This window comes from Citrobacter freundii complex sp. CFNIH2 (assembly GCF_002880615.1).
In the GTDB taxonomy this organism is placed as follows: domain Bacteria; phylum Pseudomonadota; class Gammaproteobacteria; order Enterobacterales; family Enterobacteriaceae; genus Citrobacter_A; species Citrobacter_A amalonaticus_F.
This window is the reverse complement of the sequence record NZ_CP025757.1, coordinates 15,711-39,056: the sequence shown is the minus strand read 5'-3', so window position 1 is coordinate 39,056 and position 23,346 is coordinate 15,711. Positions and strand designations below refer to the sequence as shown.

12 protein-coding genes and 1 other RNA gene are annotated in these 23,346 nt (G+C 56.0%); 11 read left to right on the top strand and 2 right to left on the bottom strand.

All coding sequences use genetic code 11. The features are described from left to right. The first annotated feature begins 33 nt into the window (after positions 1 to 33). Together recN and bamE are read left to right on the top strand one after the other, a co-directional pair. Complete coding sequence (gene recN / locus WM46_RS00155; RefSeq protein WP_102601127.1) at positions 34 to 1,695, top strand: DNA repair protein RecN; 1,662 nt, start codon at positions 34 to 36, stop codon at positions 1,693 to 1,695. 149 nt (positions 1,696 to 1,844) lie between these two features. Then, entirely contained in the window at positions 1,845 to 2,189 is a 345-nt protein-coding gene (gene bamE / locus WM46_RS00150) for an outer membrane protein assembly factor BamE (protein WP_102601126.1), read from the top strand. Positions 2,190 to 2,243: 54 nt separating this feature from the next. Here bamE and WM46_RS00145 read toward each other — a convergent pair whose 3' ends face one another. Together WM46_RS00145 and WM46_RS00140 are read right to left on the bottom strand one after the other, a co-directional pair. Beyond that, on the bottom strand, positions 2,244 to 2,534 hold the full coding sequence (locus tag WM46_RS00145; RefSeq protein ID WP_061075021.1) for an RnfH family protein: 291 nt from the start codon (positions 2,532 to 2,534) through the stop codon (positions 2,244 to 2,246). After that, positions 2,524 to 2,961, bottom strand: a complete 438-nt coding sequence (locus tag WM46_RS00140) for a type II toxin-antitoxin system RatA family toxin (RefSeq protein ID WP_042325936.1) — start codon at positions 2,959 to 2,961, stop codon at positions 2,524 to 2,526. Before WM46_RS00140 ends, WM46_RS00145 begins: the two co-directional genes overlap by 11 nt. Before the next feature lie 169 nt (positions 2,962 to 3,130). Here WM46_RS00140 and smpB point away from each other — a divergent pair, with 169 nt between their 5' ends. From smpB to WM46_RS00095, 9 genes are all read left to right on the top strand, one after another. Then, positions 3,131 to 3,613: an SsrA-binding protein SmpB gene (smpB, locus tag WM46_RS00135; protein ID WP_042325938.1), complete on the top strand. Its 483-nt coding sequence runs from the start codon at positions 3,131 to 3,133 to the stop codon at positions 3,611 to 3,613. 620 nt (positions 3,614 to 4,233) lie between these two features. Then, positions 4,234 to 14,979, top strand: coding sequence for a BapA/Bap/LapF family large adhesin (locus WM46_RS00130; RefSeq protein WP_102601125.1), 10,746 nt, complete (start codon positions 4,234 to 4,236; stop codon positions 14,977 to 14,979). A gap of 83 nt (positions 14,980 to 15,062) precedes the next feature. Beyond that, positions 15,063 to 16,469, top strand: a complete 1,407-nt coding sequence (locus tag WM46_RS00125; RefSeq protein WP_102601124.1) for a TolC family outer membrane protein — start codon at positions 15,063 to 15,065, stop codon at positions 16,467 to 16,469. After that, positions 16,466 to 18,652: a type I secretion system permease/ATPase gene (locus WM46_RS00120; RefSeq protein WP_102601123.1), complete on the top strand. Its 2,187-nt coding sequence runs from the start codon at positions 16,466 to 16,468 to the stop codon at positions 18,650 to 18,652. The genes WM46_RS00125 and WM46_RS00120 overlap by 4 nt, the downstream gene beginning before the upstream one ends. Further along, positions 18,633 to 19,823, top strand: a complete 1,191-nt coding sequence (locus WM46_RS00115; protein ID WP_061075025.1) for an HlyD family efflux transporter periplasmic adaptor subunit — start codon at positions 18,633 to 18,635, stop codon at positions 19,821 to 19,823. The genes WM46_RS00120 and WM46_RS00115 overlap by 20 nt, the downstream gene beginning before the upstream one ends. Positions 19,824 to 19,884: 61 nt before the next feature. Further along, positions 19,885 to 20,247: a transfer-messenger RNA gene (ssrA, locus tag WM46_RS00110) on the top strand. A 166-nt stretch (positions 20,248 to 20,413) separates the two neighbouring features. Further along, a complete protein-coding gene (locus WM46_RS00105; RefSeq protein WP_187394430.1) occupies positions 20,414 to 21,643 on the top strand; it encodes an integrase domain-containing protein in 1,230 nt (409 codons plus the stop codon). A 206-nt stretch (positions 21,644 to 21,849) separates the two neighbouring features. Beyond that, entirely contained in the window at positions 21,850 to 22,113 is a 264-nt protein-coding gene (locus WM46_RS00100; protein WP_102601121.1) for a type II toxin-antitoxin system HigB family toxin, read from the top strand. After that, positions 22,110 to 23,339 (top strand): ImmA/IrrE family metallo-endopeptidase, encoded by a 1,230-nt coding sequence (locus WM46_RS00095; protein WP_102601120.1) that lies wholly within the window; start codon positions 22,110 to 22,112, stop codon positions 23,337 to 23,339. The genes WM46_RS00100 and WM46_RS00095 overlap by 4 nt, the downstream gene beginning before the upstream one ends. Positions 23,340 to 23,346 lie beyond the last annotated feature (7 nt).

Sequence of the window (23,346 nt, the reverse complement as noted above, 5' to 3'; positions counted from 1 at the left end):
TACAGTTATGGTTTTTCATACAGGAAAACGACTATGTTGGCACAACTGACCATCAGCAATTTTGCTATCGTTCGTGAACTTGAGATCGATTTTCAAAGCGGAATGACCGTCATCACCGGTGAAACCGGGGCGGGTAAATCTATTGCAATTGATGCGCTCGGCTTGTGCCTCGGCGGCCGTGCTGAAGCCGACATGGTCCGGGCCGGCGCCAGCCGTGCCGACCTGTGCGCCCGTTTTTCGCTGAAAGATACCCCTGCCGCCCTGCGCTGGCTGGAAGAAAACCAGCTTGAAGAAGGACGTGAGTGTTTACTTCGCCGCGTGATCAGCAGCGACGGGCGCTCCCGTGGTTTTATCAACGGGACTGCGGTTCCTCTCTCTCAGCTTCGCGAACTGGGACAACTGCTCATTCAAATTCACGGCCAGCACGCGCATCAGTTGCTGACCAAAGCCGAACACCAAAAATCCCTGCTCGATGGCTACGCGAATGAATCCGTGCGGGTGCAGGATATGGCTGCGCGTTACCAACTCTGGCACCAGAGCTGCCGTGATTTAGCACACCACCAACAGTTGAGTCAGGAACGTGCTGCCCGTGCAGAACTGCTGCAGTATCAGCTTAAAGAGCTGAATGAATTTAACCCGCAGGCGGGTGAATTTGAGCAGATTGATGAAGAATACAAACGCCTGGCCAACAGCGGTCAGCTACTCTCCACCAGCCAGAATGCGCTGTCGCTGATGGCGGACGGTGAAGACGTTAACCTACAAAGTCAGCTCTATACCGCAAAGCAACTGGTGAGTGAACTGGTCGGTATGGACGGTAAGCTCTCAGGCATTCTTGATATGCTGGAAGAGGCGACGATTCAACTGACGGAAGCCAGTGACGAATTGCGCCACTATTGCGATCGTCTGGATTTAGACCCTAATCGCCTGTTTGAACTGGAACAGCGTATCTCGAAGCAAATTTCACTGGCCCGTAAACACCACGTCAGTCCGGAAGCGCTGCCACAGTATTATCAGTCGTTGCTGGAGGAACAGCAGCAGCTTGACGATCAGGCCGACTCGCTGGAAACGTTGACTCTGACCGTGAACAAACACCGCCAGCAGGCGCTGGAGGCAGCGAAAGCGCTGCATGAGCAGCGTCAGCACTATGCCCAGGAACTGAGCACCCTGATTACCGAGAGTATGCACTCACTCTCCATGCCGCACGGTCGTTTCACCATCGACGTGGCGTTTGATGAGCACCATCTGAGCCAGGACGGCGCAGATCGCGTCGAGTTTAAAGTGACGACGAACCCTGGTCAGCCGATGCAGCCGATTGCCAAAGTGGCCTCCGGTGGGGAACTGTCGCGTATTGCTCTCGCCATTCAGGTGATTACCGCACGTAAGATGGAAACCCCGGCGCTGATTTTCGATGAAGTCGATGTCGGCATCAGTGGTCCCACTGCCGCCGTGGTCGGGAAATTGCTGCGTCAGCTCGGTGAGTCAACACAAGTAATGTGCGTCACCCACCTTCCGCAGGTGGCTGGATGCGGCCATCAGCACTTTTTTGTCAGCAAAGAGACAGACGGTGAAATGACCGAAACACACATGCAGCCGTTGGATAAACGCGCGCGGTTGCAGGAGCTGGCGCGCCTGCTGGGCGGCAGCGAAGTGACGCGCAACACCCTCGCAAATGCGAAAGAACTGCTGGCAGCGTAAACTTTTTTGCACCTTAACGGTCAGAGTAGACAACAAAAACGCCGTCGGACCCGTAAGCAAAAGGTTTTAAAGTGGTGAAAGGTCTATTATCATCGGCATATTACATATGAGCCACGTACTGCTCGGGCCCGAAAAGGAATCAAATCACTATGCGCTGTAAAACGCTGACTGCTGCCGCAGCAGTATTATTGATGTTGACCGCAGGCTGTTCCACTCTGGAGCGAGTGGTTTACCGCCCTGATATCAACCAGGGGAACTATCTGACCGCGAACGATGTAGCCAAAATTCGTGTGGGCATGACGCAACAGCAGGTTGCCTATGCGCTGGGTACGCCGATGATGTCCGATCCGTTTGGCACCAACACCTGGTTCTATGTGTTCCGTCAACAGCCGGGCCATGAAGGTGTTACGCAGCAAACGCTGACGTTGACCTTCAACAGCAACGGCGTATTGACCAATATCGACAACAAGCCTTCGTTGACCGACAACCAGTAAGCTTGTCTTCAGATAACAAAAAAGGTGCTCACGGAGCACCTTTTTTGTTATCTGCTATTTTTTTGCCGATTTCTCTGCCCGCTGTCTGCGCAACTCTTTCGGATCGGCAATCAGTGGACGGTAAATTTCGACCCGATCGCCATCCTGTAACTCATCCGCCAGCTTGACCGGACGGCTGTAAATACCGACTTTGTTTTTCGTCAGATCGATATCGGTACGCAGTTCCAGCAACCCCGACGCGCGGATCGCCTCTTCGACCGTTGCCCCCGGCTGCAACGTCACCCTTTGCAGGTACTGTTTCTCAGGCAGCGCATAGGCCACCTCAACGACAATCTTAGGCGACACGGTAAACCTCTTTGGCTCGAACCGTAAAAGCCTGCACCATATTGGATGCCAGCTCTTTGAAGATACGGCCAAACGCCAGCTCGATCAGCTTATTGGTAAACTCGAAATCGAGATGAAACTCAATGCGGCAGGCATCCGTACTCAACGGCGTAAATTTCCAGCCGCCAATCAATTTTTTGAACGGGCCGTCGACCAGTTGCATCAGGATACTCTGGTTACTGGTTAACTGATTTCGCGTGGTAAACGTCTTGCTGATCCCCGCCTTAGAGACATCCACCGCGGCCGTCATCTGTCCTGGCGTAGACTCAAGAACACGGCTGCCGGTGCAACCCGGTAAAAACTGGGGATAGGACTGAACATCATTCACTAACTGATACATCTGTTCCGCACTGTAAGGGACTAACGCGGTTCGACTAATCTGCGGCATAGCTATTTCCATCAACAAAAATCGAACAAATAATACCATTTATCGCAAGGTAAAAAAAACGCTATCCCACAACAGGGTACAACCTTGTTCATGCTAAGATATCCCCTTACGCCCCGAAGGATGAAATGGGGTGTTTTTCGATTCCAGATTACCTATACTGAGCGGCACTATGACGAAGAAAAAAGCACACAAACCTGGCTCAGCCACCATCGCGCTCAACAAACGCGCGCGACATGAATACTTTATCGAAGAAGAGTTCGAAGCGGGACTCGCCCTGCAAGGGTGGGAAGTGAAATCCCTGCGCGCTGGTAAAGCCAACATCGGCGACAGCTATGTGATCCTGAAAGACGGCGAAGCTTACCTGTTCGGCGCTAACTTTACGCCGATGGCGGTGGCTTCTACACACGTGGTGTGCGATCCCACTCGCACCCGTAAACTGTTGCTGAATCAGCGTGAACTTGACTCCCTGTATGGCCGCGTGAATCGTGAAGGCTACACCGTTGTCGCCCTTTCTCTGTACTGGAAGAATGCCTGGTGCAAAGTCAAAATTGGCGTAGCGAAGGGTAAAAAACAGCACGACAAACGTTCCGACCTGAAAGAACGTGAATGGCAACTGGATAAAGCGCGCATTATGAAAAATGCCGGACGCTAACGGTGTTATTATGTGACCTGCCTCGCATTCGGGGTAGGTCATTATTATTTACCCCTTGAATCTCCAAAAATATATTCTCCTTTTCATTGCTTCTATTTCCGCTGAAACGTAAAAACTGACAAGAATATATCTTCAGCCATATTCAAATCAGGTACATAGTCCAATAATCTAATACTTCAAATAATTTTTTTTGACATTTTAAGATTCAGAAATACCAATACAATTTGTGCAAGAAATCAATTCCCTTTCGGGCCAATATTAATAAAAAAAACCTTTTTAATACATTAAGATAAATCACATACACTTTCTGCATCGTGCCGTTTCACTTCGTCAACCGGTGCAAAACCGTATATATTTCACCCTCACTAAACAAATCACAAATATACCTTAATTTGCAGAACGAGTGCTTTCTGACTATATCATCTAATACGAAAGTACCAGTGAATCAAAAAAACAAAGGGTTATTCAGCGCAACAGAAACCAACATCTGCACAGCCACAGCATAGAAATCACCGGCGAGAATTCATCGACATGATGAACGGGATCGCGCATCTGCACATTTTCCCCGTCCGGTGATTTTAACGAATTAATGCACAGAGCAAGCCATCAGGAGTAAACATATGCGTCTTCTCGCTGTTATATCCAAGTTGACGGGCGTTTCCACCCATGTCGAAGCCTCTGAAATCACACTAAATGCCCCTTCCATTGTGAAATTATCCGCAGAGCGTAGCGATATCAGTCAACTGGCTCGCGTGAATCAGGATCTGGTGATCACCTTTACGTCCGGTGAAAAACTGACCGTTAAAAATTTCTATGTGGCGAACGACCAGGGGGCCAGCCAACTGGTACTGGAAGACAGTCACGGTGCGCTGTGGTGGGTGGAAAACCCGGAAAGCGGCCTGCATTTTGAACACATTTCCACCATTGACGATTTGCTGGTCACCGCCGGTGAATCTCACGAAGGCGGGGCAATCTGGCCGTGGGTGCTGGGTGGCGCGGTTGCCGCCGGTGGGATCGCGGCCATCGCATCCTCAGGCGGTGGCGGCAGCCACCATCATGATAACGACAATGGCAATCCTGGTGAGGGTTCCGGGAACGGCGGCACGCCGGGGGATGGCGGCGGAAATAACGGAGGCGGAGACAACGGCGGCGGCGATAACGGCACAAATCCTCCTGGCGGGGAAAACCCCACGCCACCGACGGCCCCTGTAATTATCGGCGCGACGGACGCCGTCTCCGCCATCACAGGTGCCATTCAGGAGAATCAGACCACCAACGACAGCCAGCCGATGATTACCGGTACCGGTGAAGCAGGATCCCTCATCACTCTCTATGACAATGGGCAGGAAATTGGCACCGTCATGGTCGATGAACAGGGGAACTGGAGCTATAAACCCGACCTACCGCTTTCCGAAGGCGAACATGTGCTGACCGCGACCGCGACGGACGAAAATGGCAATACCAGCGCCATTTCCGGCGATTTCACCTTTACCGTCGATACGATTGCCCCTGATGAGGTCTCCGGGTTAACGGTTTCTGAAGATGGGCTCTGGGTATCAGGGATCGCAGAAGCGGGTTGCGTCGTCACGATTTTCGACAGCCAGCACAATGTCCTGGCCTCTGTTCAGGTCGATGACACCGGTCGGTTTACCGTTCGCCTCAATTCGGCGCAAACCGATTCCGAACAGCTGTATGCCGATATTTCTGACGCCGCGGGTAACGAAGGCGACGAAGCCGCCTTCCTCGGTTCCAACTCAGGTTTTCCTGATGCCCCCACTATTACCGGCATCATTGATGATACGCAGCCCACCGCGGTGACGTTAGGCAACGGTCAGTTTACGAAGGATACCACCCCCACTCTCACGGGTACCGCGCTGCCTGGGGCAGAGGTAATCATTTATGAAAATGGTATCGCGATCGGCACGGCGAGCGCCAACGACGGCACGTGGGTATTCGAGCTAAGCGGTGTGTCTGAAGGATTGCACCACTACACCGCCACACAATCCACCGAAGATGGCGTCAGCGGAAACGCCGTGGAATTCTCGGTCACCGTGGATACCACCCCGCCGGCAGCCCCCGACGAACTGCTTATCTCGCAAAACGGAACCGTACTGACCGGCAGCGCCGAGGCGGGAAGTAAAGTCACCATTGCTGATGCCAGCGGTACCACGCTCGGCACCGTGACCGCAGACAGCGAAGGGAAATTCAGCTTCCCGCTCAATCCGCCACGGGTAAACGGTGAGGTGCTGACCGCCACCGCCACGGATAAAGCGGGGAATGACAGCTCGCCTGCCAACGCAACCGCTCCTGATACCACACCTCCGCAGGCGGCAGGTAATCTGGATGTTTCTGACGATGGGACAACCGTGACCGGTACCGCCGAGCCAGGCACGACGGTGACCATTTACGGCAGCGACAACGCTCCGCTGGGATCGGAACAAGTTCAACCCGACGGCTCATTTACCGTCACACTGAACCCGCCGCAAACCAACGGAGAAATTTTAACTGCCATCGTCAAGGATCCGGCGAATCTGACCAGCCCTCCGGCGACCACCCTCGCCCCGGACACCACCCCGCCGCAGCCCGCCGGAAACCTGGATGTCTCGGATGATGGCACCACCGTGACGGGGACAGCAGAACCCGGCAGCACGGTGACGATTCGCGATCCTGACGGTAACCCGATTGGCCATGGTCAAACCGACGGCGAGGGGAATTTCACCGTCACACTGGACACGCCGCAAACTAATGGTGAAACGCTTACTGCCACAGTGACCGATCCGGCGAATCAGAACAGCACGCCCGCCAACGTCACCGCACCGGATACCACAGCGCCGCAGCCACCTACGGCGGTTATTTCAGCAGACGGCACCACCCTGACCGCCACCGCCGAACCCGGCAGTACGATTACGATTAAAAACAGTGATGGCAATACGCTGGCAGAAACCGGTCCGGTCCCGGAGAACGGCACGCTGGTGATCATCCTTAACCCGCCGCAGGCCAACGGTGAAACGCTGAACGTCACCGCCACGGATGCCGCGAGCAATACCAGTTTGCCGGTCGAGGTCGTGGCTCCGGATATCACCGCACCGGAGGCCCCCGTCGTCAGTTCGATTGTTGATGATGTTGGCGCCCAGAAAGGCAATCTGGGGGACGGACAACTCACTGATGACAATCAGTTGACCTTCAGCGGAACCGGTGAACCCGGCGCAATCATCACTATTCTGGACGGAGGTACCCCGCTGGCGGGAACCGCCACCGTGGACAGCAACGGCAACTGGACGCTCACTACACCGGTACTGGGCGACGGCGACCATACCTTTACCGTCACCGCGACCGATGCAGAAAACCAGACCAGCACGCCTTCTGCCCCCATCACTATTACCGTCGATACCACGCCACCAGTCATTCCGGTCGTGACCCTGACTGACAACATCGGCAGTAACGTAGGTGAACTGACGGACAACGACGTGACCGACGCAACGCAACCGGTGTTAAGCGGAAGCGGCACCGCCGGAGACACCATTACGGTGTATGACGGAACGGCGATCATTGGTACGACAAAAGTTGCGGAAAACGGTAGCTGGAGCTTTACCCCGACACCCGCGATGGGCGAAGGCGACCACACGCTGAGCGTCACCGCCAGCGATCCCCTGGGCAATACCAGCGATAAGTCCACCCCCATTACCATTACGGTGGATACTGCTGCCCCCGATATCCCTGCGCTGACGCTGACGGATGGCGCAAATGATCCACTCACCGATGGCCAGGCGACCCAGGAAACCCAACCGGTTCTGAGCGGTACGGGAACAGATGGCGATATCATCAGCATTTACGACAATGGTGATCTGGTTACCACCGTCACGGTGACTAACGGCGCCTGGAGCTACACGTCGGATGCCCTTGATGAAGGCGACCATGTCTTTACCCTCACCAGCACCGATCCGGCGGGCAATGTCAGTGAACCTTCCGCGCCGATCGGCATTCTGGTGGATACCACCCCACCCGCCGTGCCCAACCTGACCGTCACCGATAATGTCGGCAGCCAGACCGGCATACTCGATAACGGTCAGTACACCGATGATACGCGGCCGCTATTGAGCGGAAGCGGTACGCCAGGCGACACCATCACCATTACCCTCGACGGCGTCGAACAGTCGCCGTTGGTTATCGACAATTCCGGAAACTGGAGCTTCCAACCGACGGCCCCGCTGTTAACGGGCGATCATATTATCCAGGTGACCGCGACCGATCCGGCCGGTAACAGCAGTACGTCGCCGGATCGCATTGTGCGTGTTGATACCCAGGCCCCCGGTACGCCGACGCTGGCCGTCAACGATGACGCCGGACCGTTGAGCGACGGTGGGCAGACCAACGACACCACCCCAACCCTGAGTGGGACGGGCGATACGGGCAGTATTGTCACCATTCTGAATAACGGCGTACCAATTGGCACCGCCGAAGTCATTGATGGCGTCTGGAGTTTCACCCCGGATAGCGAACTGGTCGAAGGCAGCTACCACTTTACCGTGACGGCAAAAGATGCCGCAGGTAACACCAGTCCGCCGTCGGACGCGATTGGCATCACCATTGATACCCAGGCACCCGACGCGCCGTTTATCACCTCGCTGGGCAGTCCGGCGGTCACCAATCAGCCCGAGCTGCCCATTAGCGGCACCGGCGAACCGGGCAACACCATCACCCTGTCGAATGGCAGCACGGTTATCGGCACTGCCGAAGTCGATCCTGAGGGAAACTGGACAATCACCCCGGATTCGCCGCTCACCGAAGGCAATTACACGTTGACGGCAACGGCCACCGATCCGGCGGGGAACGTCAGCACGCCTTCCGCCTCCATCTCGCTGAACGTCGATCTGACTAAACCGGCGGCCCCGGAAGAGGTGACCATCTCTGCCGATGGCGCAACGGTCAGCGGCACGGCGGAAACCGGCAGCACGGTGACCATCCGCGACACCGACGGCAATATCATTGGTACCGGCGTGGCGACGGACGGTACGTTCCAGATTCAGATCACGCCAGCGCAGACGGGCCTCAATACGCTGACTGCCACGGCGGAGGATACCGCCGGTAACAACAGCGATCCCACCAACTTCAGCGGTTCCGGCACCGGGCTACCGGTCATTAGCGCCATCGTCGATGATACCGGTAGCGTTCAGGGCGATCTGAAGAGTGGGCAAACCACCGACGATACGCAGCCGGGGCTGCACGGTTTTTCCACACCGAACTCTACCGTCGATATTCTGGTCGATGGCGTCGTTGTCGCGTCGAACGTTCAGGTCGACGAAAATGGCAACTGGAGCTGGGACTGGACATCCACCGACGCGCTGGACGAAGGCCAGCACACCTTCCAGGTGGTCGATAGCGCGGATGGCAGCAAAACGTCCGCCGTGGTTAACATTACCGTCGATCTCACCCCACCGACGCAACCGGCGATTGGCAGCGTGACGGATGATGTCGCCCCCGGAACGGGAACGCTGACCAGCGGACAGACGACCAACGATACCCGCCCAACCCTGAGCGACAGCGGCACCAACGGCGAAACCATCACGATTTACGATGGCGATACGCCAATCGGTCAGGTACAGGTGGTTAACGGCGCGTGGAGTTTTACCCCCCCTATCGCCCTCGGCGAAGGCAGCCACGATCTCACCATCACCGCCACCGATGCGGCGGGGAATACCAGCGTCGCGTCGGATCCCTTTGTGGTCGTGGTGGACACCACGCCACCGGTAGCGCCAACCATTGCCAGCGCCACAGATGACAGCGAACCGCAGACGGGCGTCATCGGTAACGGCGGCAGTACCAACGATACCACGCCCGACTTTAGCGGCAGCGCTGAAGAAGGCAGTACGATTACCGTCTATGACAATGGGATAAAAATCGGTACCGCGCAGGTCGTCAACGGTAGCTGGAGCTTCACCGCGCCGACGCTGGCCACTGGCTCACACGCCATTACCGTCACCGCCACCGATGCGATGGGTAACGTCAGCGCGCCTTCCGCCGCGTACACAGTGAATGTCGATACCACCGCGCCACGGGTTCCAGTGATTCAGAGCGTCACCGATGACACCAACCCGGCAACCGGCGTACTGGCGAACGGACAAAGCACTAATGATACTCAGCCAACCTTCCAGGGAACGGCGGAGCCGGGCTCCACCGTTACGCTGTATGACGGCGGACTCGCCGTTGGCAGCGTGGTGGTGGGCACCGACGGAAGCTGGTCGCTCTCTCCGGATAACCCGTTAGGCAACGGATCGCACAATCTGACCGTCACGGCGACGGATGCGGCAGGCAACGAAGGCCCGTCCGCCGCGTTCTCCCTGACCGTGGATACACAGGCGCCATCGGCTCCTGTCATCAGTTCCGTCACCGATGATGTCGCCCCCAATAGTGGTTCGCTAAGCAACGGACAAAGCACCAACGACACACGGCCAACGCTGACCGGAACCGCCGAAGCCAACAGCACCGTCAGCATTTTTGACGGCACCACGCTGTTGGGTACCGTGCAGGCCGACGGTACAGGCGCATGGACCTTTACGCCCGCCACCGCGCTGGGCAATGGCTCACACACCTTCAACGTAACCGCCACAGACGCGGCCGGTAATGTCAGCCCTGGCGCCGCCTTTACTGTGGTCGTCGATACGGTTGCCCCTACGGCGCCCGCCATCGTCAGCGTCACCGATAACGTAACGCCAGGAACCGGCGATCTCACCAACGGGCAAAGCACGAACGATACTCGCCCGATCATTACCGGAACCGGCGAACCCGGTAGCACCATTAACGTCTACGATGGCAACGTTCTGCTTGGCACCGCCACCGTGACCGAAGGGGGAAGCTGGAGCTACCGACCAGATGGACTGTCCCAGGGGGCCCACTCGCTGAGGGTCACCGCCACAGACAGCGCGGGCAATACCGGCCCGGCATCGGCGAATTTTACGCTGACGGTTGATACCGTTTCGCCTGGCGCTCCAACGATCGGCAATGTGCAGGATGACGTTGGTCCGGTCACCGGTAGTCTGAGCAGCGGTCAAACCACCAACGATGCGCGCCCAGGTTTCACTGGTACCGGCGAACCGGGGGCCACGATCAATATCGCGGACAATGGCGTTCCCCTCGCCAGCGTGACGGTTGAGGCGAACGGGACCTGGACCTTTACCCCCGCCAGCGACCTGGGCCAGGGGAATCATACGTTGACCTTCACCGCAACGGATGCCGCCGGTAACGTTGGTCCTTCTGCCAGCTTCTCCGTCACGGTAGATACCGCCGCGCCGCTGGCGCCGGTGATCACCTCAGTGGTCGATGACAGCGCGCCGCAAACCGGCAATCTGTCGCCCAATCAAAGCACCAATGACACCCGCCCAACGCTTAACGGCACGGCAGAGCCAGGCACCACGCTGACCTTTACCGATAACGGCACGGTCATTGGCAGCCTCGTTGTCGGCACGGACGGCAACTGGAACTTCACGCCGACAGCGGCGTTAACCAATGGCGCGCATACCCTTGCCGTGACTGCGACCGATGCCGCGGGCAACGTCGGTCCGGCCGCCAGTTTCGTCGTCACGGTGGACACGCTGGCGCCAAATGCGCCGGTGATCACCACTATTCTTGATGATGTCAGCAATATCACCGGTCCCGTCGGCAGCGGACAAAGCACGAATGACACCCTGCCAGAACTGCGTGGGACCAGCGAGCCGGGCGCATTCATCACTCTCTATGACGGCGCAACGTTACTCACGCCAACCCCGATTCAGGCGGATGCCAACGGCGCGTGGAGCTTTACGCCTACCACCGCACTCACGGAGGGATCGCATACCTTTACCGCCAAAGCCACCGACGCCGCGGGCAACGTCAGCGCCTCGTCGGCGACATCGACCATCGTGGTGGATACCACACCGCCAGGTGCGCCGACCAATCTGGCAGTGGTGACCAACGGCAGTCACGTCACCGGTATGGCAGAGGCCGGCAGCACGGTCACGATCACCAGCAGCAACGGCACGGTACTGGGAACCGGCGTCGCAGATGGCACCACCGGCAGTTTTAACATTCTGATTAACCCGGCACAGGTCGGTGGAGAGACGTTGCAGGTGGTCGCCCAGGATAAAGCGGGTAATACCGGGACCTCCGGCAGCGTCATTGCGCCGTTCAGTGGCCTGCCCGGTGCGCCCGTGATCGCCACGCTGACCGACGATGTGGGCTCCATCACCGGACTGGTAGCCAACGGTCAGGCCACCAATGACGCCAGACCGCTGTTAAACGGGACGGGCCAGCCGTTCTCCACCATCACGGTGTACAGCGACGGCGTCTCTATTGGTAGCGCCAGCGTCGATGCACAGGGCAACTGGTCGCTAACCCCGCAGGCCAATATCGCCGACGGGACCCACGTCATCACGGCCACCGCCACCAATACCAACGGCACCAGCACGCTGTCATCAGGCTATACCGTCACGGTGGATACGGTCACGGCCGCGCCAACCGGCGCCATCAGCAGCGACGGTGCCAGCATCAGCGGCACTGCCGAAGCGGGCAGCACCGTGACCATCACCCTCAGTACGGGCTTAACGGTGACCACGACCGCCAACAGCAGCGGCAATTACACCTATACCTTTGATCGCAAACAGACCAGTGGCGAGAACATCAGCGTCAGCGCCACGGACGCCGTTGGCAACGCCTCGACCCCGACGCAGGTCACCGCGCCAACGTTGCCCATTTCGGCCAGCGATAACGTTGAGAATCTGGAGCTTACCTCCAGTGCCACCGTCACAACCGAGCAACTGAGCGACTATGGTTTGCTGCTGGTTGGCGCGCTGGGCAACGTGGCGAACGTATTGGGTAACGATACGGCAGCCATTGGGTTCACTATCCAGGACGGCGGCAGCGCCAGGCTGGTGATCGATGCCAGCACCACCGGGGTCGTGCTCTCGCTGCTGAATACGCAGGAAGTGGCAATCCAGAAATATGATGCCGCGACCAACTCGTGGACCACGGTCATCGACACTGCGCAGGCACAGTTTGCCAATCTGCTGACACTTGGCAGCAGCGGCGTCACGGTGAACGTGTCCGGGCTTGAAGGAGGAACCTACCGGGTTCTGACCTACAACACGGCGCTACTGGCGACCGGTTCCTATACCGCACTGAACGTCAGCGTCGAAGAGACCAGCGCCGGTACCATAACCACCACCACGCCGCAGACCGGCAACGTGCTGAATAACGACAGCGCCCCGCTGGACACCGTCGTCACCACCATCACCAACGCCAATGGACAAAGCTTTACGCTGGGTGCCGGCAGTAACGTCATTCAGGGCGTCTACGGCACGCTGACGATCAATCAGGACGGCAGTTACAGCTATGCGCTGAACCCGAACAGTCCGGCCTCAGTCATTGGACGCACGGAGAGCTTCACCTACACCATCAACGGCGGCGGCAACAGCGCCTCGGCGAAGCTGGTGATTACTCTGGGCAATGACGCTCCGGCCAGCAGCGTGACCGCCGTGGATAACGTCGCCACTCTGCCCTATGACACCCATGTGGAGGCAATCAACAACGGGGCGTCCTCGCAGGGCGGCTTTACGGTCGTGAACGTTAGTCTGGGCAACGTATTGGATCTGGGCGTACTGGACAAACTGAGCAACCCGATTATTTTCGACGTTGAGCAGGGTTCAACGCGCACCATGACGCTGCAATCCTCCATTGGCGGCGTGGCGGTGGCGTCCAGTTTCGATCTGTACATCTATCGCTTCAACGATGTCACCCAACAGTTTGAACAGTGGCGAGTGGAGAAAAACTGGCTGAACGCACCGCTGCTGGGCGGTCAGTCCGGCAAACTGACGCTGAACCTGCCGGGCGGCGAATACCTGTTCCTGCTGAACCCGGCGTTTGGCATCACGGCGCTCACCGGCTACACCCTTAACGTGCTTGAGGACCATGTTTACAGCGTTGACAGCCTGACCACCACCACCCAGGGCAACGTACTGAGCGACGACATTGCGCCCGTCGGCACGCTGGTCACACAGGTGAACGGCGTGGCGATTGCTGCCACGGGCACGACAACCATTGTCGGTACTTACGGCACGTTAACCATCGATGCCAAAGGTAACTACACCTACACCCTGAAAAGCGGCGTGGGCGCGGACGGCACCAAAACACCGGACAGCTTCATCTACACGGTGAAAGCGCCAAACGGAGATACCGATACCGCCTCACTCAATATTCAGCCAACCGCCCGTCCGCTGGATGCCGTAAACGACGTCAGCGATACCCTGCTGGCCCCGTCCGTGCAGGACACCGCGAGTTATCTGGATTCCACCGTCGGGAGCGCCAGTTGGGGAGTACTCGGCAGAACCGGTAGCGGCAGCGGAACCTTTGACGTCGCGGCAGGCACCATTCTGAAAGGCGCCGCCATCGTCTTTGATGTCTCGACGCTGGTGACGCTGGGTAATCTGACCATCAGCTGGTCGATACTGGAAAACGGCGTGATCGTTCGCTCCGGTACCGTGCCGGTCGCCAATATCACGCTGGGCGGCGCCACCGTGACCGTCAATCTGAGCGGACTGGAGCTGGATGGCGGCACCTACACGCTGAACTTCACCGGCAATAACACCCTGGCGGGCGCAGCGACCATTACGCCGAAAATCACCGGCACGACGGTCGATCTGGATAACTTCGAAACCTCCGGCACGCACACCGTCACCGGCAATATCTTTGACGGCAGCGACTCCGGCGGTGCGATGGATCAGTTAAATACCGTTGATACGCGCCTGACCATTACCGGCTTTAACGGCAGTACCGCCACGCTGGATCCTTACTCCAACGCCACCACCACTATTCAGGGCCACTACGGTTCGCTGCAAATTCGCGCCGACGGTTCGTACACCTACACGCTCAACAACGGTGTGGCGCTCTCTTCGATCACGGCGAAGGAGACCTTTAGCTACACGTTGAATGACACTCACGGTCATACCGATACCGCCACGCTGACGGTGGATATCGCCCCGCAGGTCACCAGTACCGCGCAAAGCGACGTGCTGGTGGGATCGGTGTATGGCGACACGCTGATCTACAACCTGCTTAACGCCAGCGATGCCACGGGCGGCAACGGTACGGACACATGGAGAAACTTCTCGCTGGCGCAGGGCGACAAAATTGACATCGGCGATTTGCTGGTGGGCTGGAACGGGCAAACCGCCTCGCTGGGCAACTATCTCAACGTCAGCACCAGCGGCAGCAATACCATCATCTCTATCGACCGTGACGGGACAGGCAGCACCTTTCACTCCACGCAACTGGTGACCCTGGAGAATGTACAAACCACGCTGACGGAGCTTATCGAACAAAACCATATTGTGACCTGATACAGGCCAGCAGCACGACAACACAACGACCCCGGGCGCACGTTCGCCCGGGGCAAAAAACAACGCTCAATTAGGGAAGAAAAATGGGAAAACGACAGCTTGCTTTCTGGTGGCTGGCGGGAAACCTGTGCGCAGCCCCGGCCATCACTGCCGGGGAGACGCCCCGCATCGCCCCACAGCAGTGGATTGAACAGCAGGAGTTACCCGCGCTTGATGGACCGATGCCGCTCAGCGGTGACAGCGCCGCTCCCGGCGAACTGACCCTCTCTCAGGCGGTCAATCGTGCCGTCACCTGGCATCCATCGATCGCTGAAGTGGTCGGTAAACTGTATGCCCAAATCCAGCAGGTCGATGTCGCAAAAGCCAAATACTATCCGCAGGTTAACGCCGGGATGAATAACGGCTATACCAACAGCTATTCCGACAGCGGATTCAGCCCGTCACTGGTACTGTCACTGTCGCAAATGCTCTATGACTTCGGCAAAGTCGCCAGCCAGGTGCGGGCAGAAAACGCCGGCGTGGCGCAGGAACAGGCCAACGTGCTGGTCAGCATTGATACGGTCAGTCATGAAACGGCGACCGCTATCGTCCAGGTGCAGACCTGGCAACAGATGGTGACGGTAGCAAAGGAGCAACTGGATGCCCTGAGCGCCATCGGCAGGCTGGCGAATCAGCGCAACGATGAAGGCGCCAGCTCGCTGTCGGACGTAGTGCAGACCGATGCGCGCATTGAGGGCGCGCGCTCCCAGCTCGTGCAGTATCAGGCCAATCTTGAGAGCTCGCAGGCGACGCTCATGACCTGGCTGGGCTGGAATAACCTCAATGCCATCAGCAACGACTTCCCGCAAAAGCTGGGCCGCAGTTGCGAACTGGCAAAACCGGACGACAAGCTGGTGCCTTCGGTTCTTGCCGCCTGGGCGCAGGCCAACGTCGCGCAGGCCAATCTCGACTACGCCAACGCGCAGATGACGCCGACGGTTTCGCTGGAGCCGGAGGTGCGGCGCTACCTCAACGATAACTACGCTGGCCATGAGACCGTTGACCGTACCCAGTATTCAGCGTGGGTCAAAGTGGAGATGCCCATTTATCAGGGCGGCGGCTTAACCGCCCGCCGCAACGCTGCCAGTCACGCGGTGGAATCCGCCCAGTCGGCGATCCAACGCACCCGGCTGGACGTGCGCAAGAAGTTGCTTGCGGATCGCAGTGAAGCGATGAACCTAGTGACCTCCTTGCAGATCCAGAAGCGTCAGGAGACGTTGAGCGAGCGGACTCGCGAACTGTATCAGCAACAGTATCTCGACCTCGGCTCCCGACCGCTTCTCGACGTGCTTAACGCCGAGCAAGAGGTCTATCAGGCGCGCTTCGCACAGTTACAGACAGAGAGTCAGTTGCATCAACTGCAGCTTAACTGCCTGTACAACACCGGTCAGATGCGCCAGGCCTTTGGTCTGGAAAACCGCACGATCCAGTCAGTGGAGATCCAGCCATGACCCACGCCGACATTCCTGGCGACGAGCGCATCACCGCACCGGCGCTGGCCAACTGGGCGCGGGCAATGAGCCATATCGCCGCCCATTATCGTATTGCCTGTTCACCCGGCGCATTACAGGCCAGCGCCCCGTGGTTCAAAGATAAACCGATGCCGCAGGCGCTCAGCCAACTGGCACGCCAGGCCGGACTATCTTTTCAGCCGCTGGTGCCCACCGAACAGTCGCTCACCCGCTGGCGTCTGCCGGTGGTGATCCAGCTCCAGGAGGGTGAACTGGTGCTGGTAGAACAGTTCGATGGCGAAGACCAGCTTGACGTCTGTTTTATCAACGGCGAACTGCAGCGTAACCGGATCTCCCTGCGCGAACTGCTGCCGACGATCCGTTTCATTATCGCTTTACGCCCGCTTTCCGCCGTGAAAGACAGCCGGGTGGACGCCTACATTTCGCGTTTCAAACCCGACTGGCTGAAAAGCCTGGTGCTGAAAGATCTACGTCCTTACGGCCCGGTGATGCTGGCGGCGCTGCTGATCAACATCCTGTCGCTTGCCGGGATCGTCTTTTCAATGCAGGTGTATGACCGGGTGATCCCCGCGCAGTCGTGGCCGTCGCTGTATGTTCTCGCCATCGGCGTATTGATCGCCATGCTGTTTGGTTTTCTGCTGCGACTCGCCCGTGGTCATGTGATGGATCTGTTGGGTAAACGCGCCGATATGCGGGTGTCGGATCGCGTGTTCAGCCACGCGCTGCGCCTGCGCAACAGCGCGATCCCGCGCTCCACCGGCAGCTTTATTTCGCAGCTACGCGAGCTGGAACAGATCCGCGAGATGGTGACCTCTTCCACCATCTCTACGATTGTGGATCTGCCCTTCTTTTTCCTGTTCATTGTGGTGCTGGCAATCATCGCCCCGCCGCTGGCCTGGATCGCCCCGGTCGCCGCGCTGCTGATGATCCTTCCCGGTCTGCTGCTGCAAAAAAAACTCGCAGAGCTGGCGAATCAGTCGGCGCACGAGGCCACGCTGCGCAACGCCGTGCTGGTCGAAAGCGTTCAGGGGCTGGAGGACATCAAGCTGATGCAGGCGGAGAACCGGTTTCTGCAACAGTGGAACAGCTATATCCGTATCACTGCCGAGTCCGGACTGCGCACCCGCGAACTGTCGCAGGGGCTGATCAACTGGGGAGTGACCGTCCAGGGGCTGGTTTATGCGGCGATGGTGATGTTTGGCGCCCCGCTGGTGATTGAAGGCACGCTGACGACCGGTTCGGTGGTTGCTGCCTCCATGCTTGGCTCGAGGATGATCGCCCCAATGGGCAATCTGTGCGGCGTACTGGCGCGCTGGCAGCAGGTGAAAGCCGTCAAAAAGGGGCTGGACAGCATTATGGAACTCCCTACCGAGACCCAGCGCGACGAAACGCGGGTACATCAGGAGATCTTTCACGGCCACTATTTGTTCGAGAACGCACAGTTTCGCTATCACAGTGAAGACCAGCGAGTGCCGCTGCGCATTAACCGACTGGAGATCGCCGCCGGCGAGCGTATCGCGGTGCTCGGGCGCAACGGTGCGGGTAAATCCACGCTGTTGCAGGCGCTGGCAGGCGGCGTGGATCTGGTCGAGGGTGACGCCCGTCTCGATAACCTCAGTCTGCCGCAAATCGATATGGCCGATTTACGCCGCAATGTCGGCCTTCTTAGCCAGAACGCCCGCCTGTTTTTCGGCACCCTGCGCGAGAACCTGACGCTGGGCGCCCCGCACGCCAGCGACGACGAGATATTTAGCGTGCTGGAGATTTGCGGCGCGGCCAACTTCGTGAAACGGCTGCCGAAAGGTCTCGATCATCCGATTATGGAAGGCGGCAGCGGGCTATCCGGCGGTCAGCGACAGTCCATCATGCTCGCCCGCATGCTGCTGCGCGCCCCCAATATCGTTCTGCTCGATGAGCCCACCGCCTCGCTGGATGAGCATTCCGAACGCGAGTTTATTCAACGACTGGGTCAGTGGCTCGGCAACCGTACTCTGGTCGTCGCCACCCATCGCGTACCGGTCCTGGAGCTGGTCGAACGGGTGGTGGTGCTTAAAGAGGGGCAACTGGTGATGGACGCACCGAAAGCGCAGGCGCTGGGGCAAAGTCGAATGGCCTCACAGGGCAACACGCGGGAGTGGAAAAATGAAAACCAGTCAGCCTGATGCAACCCACGACGCGCTCGACGACAGCCGCGAGCGAGAATTCTCAGGTGCCAGCCGCATCATCTGGCTCACCGGGATCTTGTGCCTGATCCTCGCGGTGTGGGCGTGGTTCGGCATTCTTGATGAGGTCTCGACGGGCACCGGCAAGGTGATCCCCAGCTCGCGCGAGCAGGTATTGCAGTCACTCGACGGGGGGATCCTCGCCGAACTGATGGTGCATGAGGGCGATCAGGTCCAGGCAGGACAGGTACTGGCGCGAATGGATCCTACGCGCTCGGAGTCTAACGTCGGCGAAAGCGCCGCCCGCTATCGCGCCTCGTTGGCCTCCAGTCAGCGTCTGACGGCGGAGGTCAGCGACAAGCCGCTGGTCTTCTCTGACGAACTGAACGCCTGGCCGGATCTGCTTGCCTCGGAAACGCGGCTTTATACCAGTCGCCGCGCGCAACTCGCCGACGCGCAGTCTGAGCTCAAAGAGGCGCTGGCGCTGGTGAATAAAGAGCTGGCGATCACCGAGCGGCTGGCAAAAAGCGGGGCCGCCAGCCACGTCGAAGTGCTGCGCTTACAGCGGCAAAAAAGCGACATCGGCCTGAAGCTCACGGACTTGCGCTCGCAATATTACGTCCAGGCGCGCGAGGCGCTGTCCAAAGCCAACGCCGAAGTGGCAATGCTCTCCGCCATCATTAAAGGACGCGAAGATTCGGTGACCCGCCTGACCGTTCGCTCACCGGTTCGCGGTATTGTGAAGAACATTCAGGTCACGACTATCGGCGGCGTGATCCCGCCAAACGGCGAGATGATGGAGATCGTACCGGTTGACGACCATCTGCTGATTGAGACGCGCCTGTCTCCGCGCGATATCGCCTTTATCCATCCCGGTCAGCGCGCGCTGGTCAAAATCACCGCCTACGATTACGCCATCTACGGCGGGCTGGAAGGCGTTGTCGAAACCATCTCGCCGGATACCATTCAGGACAAAGTGAAGCCAGAAATCTTCTACTACCGCGTCTTCATCCGTACCCATCAGGACTATCTGCAAAACAAGCTGGGACGCCGTTTTTCCATCGTACCGGGCATGATTGCAACAGTGGATATAAAAACAGGCGAAAAAACCATCGTCGACTATTTAATCAAACCGTTCAACCGGGCGCGTGAAGCGCTGCGCGAGCGGTAAATCCTTGAGGATTGGGCTGGAAAGGGCTGTCACAAGTCTGTTATACTTGTCTCAACACATTGGGGCTGATTCTGGATTCGACGGGATTTGCGAAACCCAAGGTGCATGCCGAGGGGCGGTTGGCCTCGTAAAAAGCCGCAAAAAATAGTCGCAAACGACGAAAACTACGCTTTAGCAGCTTAATAACCTGCTCTGAGCCCTCTCTCCCTAGCTTCCGCTCTTAAGACGGGGATCAAAGAGAGGTCAAACCCAAAAGAGATCGCGTGGATGCCCTGCCTGGGGTTGAAGCGTTAAAACTAATCAGGCTAGTCTGGTAGTGGCGTGTCAATCCGCAGGTGCCAGGCGAATGTAAAGACTGACTAAGCATGTAGTACCGAGGATGTAGGAATTTCGGACGCGGGTTCAACTCCCGCCAGCTCCACCACTTTTTAGTTGTTTGAAGTACAATGAAGTCTACTAAGCCCGCATGGAACCAGTCTTGCGGGCTTTTTTTACGTCTATTGTAGTCTAGTGAGAATTGCTGAGAACTATCACTTATGGCACCCTGAATGGGACCCACAACGAAGGGTCCTAAAATCGAGGGTCCCAAAATGGCAAAAATCGCTAAGAAGCTCACTGACACTGAAATCAAAAGCACCAAGCCAGCCGACAAAGAAATCAACTTGTTTGACGGTGATGGTTTGATCCTACGAATCGCTCCCCTCTCGAAAGGAGGGAAGAAGAATTGGTATTTCAGATATGCAGTACCGGTGAGTAAGAAAAGAACCAAAATGAGCCTTGGGACCTATCCTCACCTTACACTGGCAAGAGCCAGAGCCTTACGAGATGAATACCTTTCCTTGCTTGCCAATGGCATTGATCCTCAAGTCCATAACAACGATAAAGCTAATGCTTTAAAGAATGCTACTGAACACACTCTCCAAACCGTGGCAAGGAAATGGTTAGATGAGAAGGTAAAGACCTCAGGTATCTCACAAGACCATGCAGAAGACATCTGGCGAAGCCTGGAGAGAAATATTTTTCCCGGCTTGGGTAATGTTCCTGTCAATGAGATCCGCCCCAAACTCTTAAAGCAACATCTCGATCCTATTGAGCAACGAGGAGTCCTCGAAACTTTACGGCGAATCATTTCCCGCCTGAATGAAATTTTTCGCTATGCAGCAACAGAAGAACTCATAGAGTTCAATCCGGCTGACAACCTGGGGCAACGGTTCAGTAAGCCTAAAAAACAGAATATGCCAGCATTACCCCCTTCCGAACTCCCCCGCTTCCTGGTTGCTCTAAACAATGCTTCTATCCGTTTAGAAACAAGGCTACTGATTGAGTGGCAACTTCTCACATGGGTTCGCCCAGGTGAAGCTGTTCGCACAAGATGGTCAGATATTGATATAGAAACCGGCATGTGGAACATCCCTGCTGAGTTTATGAAAATGAAGAAACCCCATAAAGTTCCACTAAGCAAAGGAGCTTTGCGAGTCCTGGAGTCAATGAAAGCGATAAGTGGACATCGTGAATGGGTGTTTCCAAGTATAAAGGCTCCTCTTAGCCATATGCATGAACAAACAGCTAATGCGGCCATAATCCGTATGGGCTTTGGTGGAGAGCTTGTAGCCCATGGAATGAGGTCTATTGCACGAACGGCCGCAGAGGAGTCGGGTAAGTTCAGGACAGATGTCTTAGAAGCGGCCCTTGCTCACTCGAAGAAAGACGAAATCATCGCAGCCTATAATCGTGCAGAATACTTAGCAGAACGAGTAGTTCTCATGCAGTGGTGGAATGACTATGTTCAGGCTCAACAGCTAAAAGCGATTGCGGCCTAAGTCGCCCCACTATAAGCATCCCGGCACGCCGATATACATTTGATCTAAATCATATTTTTATTCTTATTAAAGAGCTTTCCATTGATTCTTAGAGTTATGTAGCCATAAAGAGATGAGAACTGGAGGCGACAAGTTCCACCTATGGGAACATTGTATTGACATTCAGAATCACCACACTTATTCTGGTTCCCAAATGGAGAACATCAATGCGACTAATCGGCAAGCAAAGGCTTCAAGTGCTAAGTGGTACTAACCCTGAAACGGATGTTTGGCTTTCCGCTTGGGTTGCAGAGCTCACTAACGCTTACTGGAAAGATGCTAAGGGAGTTTTAGATGCTTTCCCCAGAGCAAAGCAGATTGATAATTTGTGCTATGTGTTCTTTGTTCGAGGCATTAAATCGCAGGGCATAAAAGTAACATTTCAGTTTGAAAGGAGCATTGCGGTGATTAACCAGGTGGTATCTAAATGAGTAAACTTACTGAAGTTCGGGTTATTCGAACTGAAGAACAATATCATGCGGCCCTTTCAGAAGTTGAGAGATTACTCAGATTGGATCTTCCTGCAGGATCTGAAGAATCAGAACGTCTTGATTTACTTACAGTTGTTATTGAAAATTATGAAAATGCTAACTATCCAGTAACACCGGTAGATCCAATCGAGGCAATCAAATTCCGAATGGACGAACAGGGCTTACGCCAAGCGGATCTGACCCCATATTTTGGAACAAAAAGTCGTGTATCAGAGGTGTTATCGGGAAAACGTCCTTTAACCGTTGCTATGATCAAAGCCTTATCAATAGGTTTAGGTATGTCTCCTCAAACGTTATTGGGCTTAGAAACAGAAACTGGATATGCAAATCGTTCTCCAGTTGAGGAGGTTAATTGGTCAAAATTTCCTATAAAAGAAATGCTTTCCAAAGGTTGGATAGAAAACATTGTCTCGCAAACAAAAACGACAACAGAAGAAAAAGTCAAAAATTTCATTGAGGGTTTGGGTGCGAATTTTTCTACAGCAGCCTTCAAGCGAACACTTAACGGAGAGTCTTACTCACCTACAACTATTTATAAATTACATGCATGGATTGCAAGAGTAGTCCAGAAAGCCAGGGAAAAAAAACTCGCAACTAAATTTAAGCAAGATTGCATAACTAAAGATTTTTTAAAAGAGATCGCACATTTAAGTTGGTCCGAATATGGGCCTCTATTAGCGGTGGAGTTCTTAGAAAAAAATGGGATTTGTGTGATCATTGAACCTTGTCTGACTGGTACTGCTGTTGATGGGGCTGCTCTGAGGGATATTGACGGTACACCAATTATTGCACTCACTTTAAGACAAGATCGTTTGGATAATTTCTGGTTTACACTTTTACATGAGTTAGTCCATATCTGGAAACATGCAGATTCTACTAACACATTTATCGATGACATTGAAACTCTCAAGAATAGTACAGACAAAATGGAAGCAGAGGCTAATCGAATAGCCAGAGATACTCTCATTCCTCGCGTCATTTGGAAACGGAGTTCAGCTTACTTAAATCCCAGCACAATCACGATAGATGAGCTTTCAAGAGAATTAAGAATTCATCCTGCAATAATAGCAGGAAGAATTAGAAGAGAAACTGGAAAATACAATCAATTTTCTGATTTAGTTGGTCAAGGTGAAGTAAGAAAGCATTTCCCTAATCATATTTGGTAGACGAGGT